The sequence below is a fragment of the Acidovorax sp. SRB_24 genome (genome assembly GCF_012931925.1).
Genome location: NZ_MWOM01000151.1, coordinates 1 through 960, shown reverse-complemented (window position 1 = coordinate 960; position 960 = coordinate 1). Strand labels below are relative to the sequence as shown.

The 960-nt window shown below is 66.8% G+C and carries 3 protein-coding genes; 2 read left to right on the top strand and 1 reads right to left on the bottom strand.

The window, feature by feature from the left end; all coding sequences use genetic code 11:
- On the top strand, nt 1-349 hold a 349-nt coding region (locus B2J89_RS21150; RefSeq protein WP_169170809.1), incomplete at its 5' end, for a biopolymer transporter ExbD.
- A gap of 144 nt (nt 350-493) precedes the next feature.
- Nucleotides 494-655, top strand: a complete 162-nt coding sequence (gene hemP / locus B2J89_RS22935; protein WP_169170808.1) for a hemin uptake protein HemP — start codon at nt 494-496, stop codon at nt 653-655.
- A gap of 211 nt (nt 656-866) precedes the next feature.
- Here hemP and B2J89_RS21140 read toward each other — a convergent pair.
- Nucleotides 867-960: heme-binding protein (locus B2J89_RS21140; protein ID WP_205763927.1), on the bottom strand; the 94-nt coding region annotated here is incomplete at its 5' end.

Sequence of the window (960 nt, the reverse complement as noted above, 5' to 3'; positions counted from 1 at the left end):
GGTCGACGTGATGCTGGTGCTGCTCATCATCTTCATCATCACCGTGCCGGTCATGAAACACGCCGTCAACGTCGACCTGCCGCGCGCCGTGAACCAGCCCGAACTGATCAAGCCCGAAACAGTGCGCCTGAGCGTGGCGGCCGACGGCGGCTATTTCTGGAACGGCGCCCCGGTCCGTGACGAGGAGCTCGAAGGCCGCCTGCGGACCGAGGCCGCCAAGGAGCCCCAGCCCGACCTGCACATCAACGGCGACAAGGCGGTGCGCTACGAGCGCGTGGCCCAGGCCATGTCTGCGGCGCAACGCGCTGGCGTGCGCAAGATCGGTTTCGTGACCGAGCCCCAGCGCTGACAGGGGACCACGGACCTGCGCGCGATAGGCCTTCGATTGCGAACAACCACCCTTCAGAAATCACCGCACACCGCTCTCCGTCTTATGCACGCCAGCCCCCCAGCGCTTCCTCCCGTTTGCCCCGCTGCACACGGCGACACTGGCATGGCCGACGGCCGCCCGGGCCAGGCCGGCATGCCTACCCCGGCGGTGACCGTGGACAGCCGGGACCTGCTGCAAGGCCAGAAAACCGTGGCCATTGCCCACAACGGCTGCATCTACCGCCTGCAGGCCACGCGCCAGGGCAAGCTGATACTGACGAAATAGGTTTTTTCCATCGTGGGGCGACCCCGGCCGGGGCTCCAGCCCGCCGGGTCGTTTTGGCCAGCCCACCGATTTCCTGCGCGCCGCCAGGCTTTTTTCTCCCTCCCAACAAAAAACCGGCGCTTGCCGGTTTTTGGGTCATTTTGCGCTCCAGCCCTTGGTGGGTCAGCGCATGCAGCTATCAAAACAATATCAGCGGCCCGCAGGCCGCGCTTCACAGCCCCAGTGCGGCAATGCCGGCACGCGCCACCTGGGCGTCTTCGGGCGCCTTGACGCCGCTCACGCCCACGGCGCCGATGCACTGGCCG